Raw genomic sequence first — 2,280 nt, forward strand, 5'->3', positions numbered from 1 at the left:
ATGGCCGCTACTCCGGACGAGGCAGATGCGATATTGCTGAACACTTGTTCGATACGCGACAATGCGGAACAGAAAATCATTTCGCGTCTGGCTTATCTTGCTTCTCTGCGCCGCAAGCGCTCAAAGGATCTGCCGAAACTCATCATCGGTGTAATCGGCTGCATGGGCGAGCGTGTCAAAGAGGAACTGATCGAGCGCCACGGTGTGGATCTTGTCGCCGGACCGGATTCCTATCTCGATCTGCCGAACCTTTTCGCATCAGTCGAGGCCGGTGAGAAGGCTGTCAATGTCGAACTCAGCACCACGGAGACATATCGCGACATCATACCGGCAAGAATCACCGGAAATACGGTTTCGGGTTTCATCAGTATCATGCGCGGATGCAACAATTTCTGTTCGTATTGCATCGTGCCTTACACTCGCGGCCGCGAGCGGTCGCGCTCGGCGGAGAGCATTCTTGCGGAACTCGCCGATCTGCGCGCAAGAGGCTTCAAGGAGGCTACACTTCTCGGTCAGAATGTCAACAGTTACCGCTACGAGACTGAATCAGGAGAGGTGATCGACTTTGCGCGTCTGCTGGCTATGGTGGCTGATGCAGCACCTGAGATGCGTATCCGCTTCACCACCTCACACCCCAAGGATATGTCGGACGAGATTATAGAAGTGATTGCTTCCAAGGCAAATGTCTGCAAGCATATCCATCTTCCGGTGCAGTCCGGATCCGACAAGGTGCTCAAAGCCATGAACCGCAAGTATACCCGCGAGTGGTATCTCGGACGCATTGCGGCCATACGCCGTGCGATTCCGGATTGCGGAATTTCCACCGATCTGTTCACCGGATTCCATGACGAGAGCGAGGAGGATTTCCAGGAGACCATATCCCTCATGCAGGAGGTTGGCTTTGATTCCTCGTTCATGTTCAAATATTCCGAACGTCCGGGGACTCTCGCCGCCCGCACTATGCCTGACAATGTGGCTGAAGAGGTGAAGATCGACCGTCTGAACCGAATGATAGCCGTGCAGAACGAACTTTCGCGTAAAAGCAATGCCGCTGATGTCGGCAAGACGTTCGATGTGCTTGTAGAGGGTGTCTCAAAACGTTCCCGTGAACAGTTCGTTGGTCGTAACCAGCAGAACAAGACCCTCGTTTTCCCCCGTGGAGACTATCGTGTTGGCGATATTGTCAGTGTGCGGGTGATTGATTCCTCATCGGCTACTCTGATAGGCGAACTGGCCTGAGTTTCTCTCCTGTCTTAAAGCCTGAGCGCTGTGTCAGGCCCGCTGAAATGCTGGGCCTGACGGCTTGTGTCGCAATAATTGTGGAAGATGCTGATTTTTAACATTATTTTCTTGCATTGCCGCTTAAAAAGCATTAATTTAGAGGCTTGGAAAATAACAGTTTGGGAATGCGCACACACAAGCATCCGGTGGAAGAATGATGGTTTATGATTGATTTTGAATCCATATTGTTTAATATAGAGATAGACAGGCGGCCTATTCCGCAGGTCGGCTCGCTTCTTGTAGCCGAACCGTTTCTGAGGGAGCGTTATTTTCATCATGCTGTGATCTGTCTGGTCGATTATGAGCCGCGAGGGTCTGCAATGGGGATTGTACTCAACAGCCGCACAAGCTATACTCTTCAGGATCTTCTTCCGGCAGTCAAGGCTGCTGATCCGATTCCGGTCTATTGCGGCGGCCCGATGTCATGTGACAGACTTTATTTCATGCACACTCTTGGAGATCTCATTCCATCGTCAAGGGAGATCGTCGACGGGTTGTTTATAGGAGGTGATTTTGATGCGATGCTGTCGATTGTGAATGACGGTTATCAGGTCGAAGGTCATCTGCGCTTTTTCCTCGGATACAGCGGCTGGGGTGTTGAACAGCTCGATGAAGAGTTGCTGAAGCATGTGTGGGCTGTGACGGAAATTCCTTCCGTCGGCAGTCTGCTCAGCGGGGAAGAGGATGCCTATTGGCACAATATCGTGCGCTCTATGGGCGAAAGTTATAAGGGTTGGCTTTATCATCCGCGAAATCCGCATTCAAACTGACCGGATAAGGCAGGGGTAGTGTTAAATAATATTAAACCGATTGGCGCTGATTGCAATATGGGCTGGTGAGAGTTGGCAATCACGCGCAAAAGCCGTAACTTTGCGCCCGAATTAATCAATACAAATCACAATTTAATGGCAACAAAAATCAGACTGCAACGTCATGGTCGCAAGAACTATGCGTTCTATCCTATTGTTATCGCCGATAGCAGGGCACCACGAGATGGTA

The 2,280-nt window shown here is 50.9% G+C and carries 3 protein-coding genes; all 3 read left to right on the top strand.

Features of this window, described 5'->3' with window-relative positions; genetic code table 11:
• On the top strand, positions 1 to 1,239 hold a 1,239-nt coding region (gene miaB, locus K2H17_RS08720), incomplete at its 5' end, for a tRNA (N6-isopentenyl adenosine(37)-C2)-methylthiotransferase MiaB (protein WP_300133812.1).
• Between the two features lie 206 nt (positions 1,240 to 1,445).
• Positions 1,446 to 2,051 carry a YqgE/AlgH family protein gene (locus tag K2H17_RS08725; RefSeq protein ID WP_300133814.1) on the top strand — a complete coding sequence of 202 codons (606 nt, stop codon included), beginning with the start codon at positions 1,446 to 1,448 and terminating at the stop codon, positions 2,049 to 2,051.
• A 135-nt stretch (positions 2,052 to 2,186) separates the two neighbouring features.
• Positions 2,187 to 2,280 (top strand): 30S ribosomal protein S16 (locus K2H17_RS08730; RefSeq protein WP_177741343.1); only part of this gene is annotated, 94 nt, incomplete at its 3' end.

Source organism: Duncaniella sp. (assembly GCF_029054785.1).
GTDB lineage: Bacteria > Bacteroidota > Bacteroidia > Bacteroidales > Muribaculaceae > Duncaniella.

Excerpts from the sequence above, each read along its gene's own strand:
- K2H17_RS08725 (WP_300133814.1), top strand. The coding sequence starts at position 1,446 with ATGATTGATTTTGAATCCATATTGTTTAATATAGAGATAGACAGGCGG.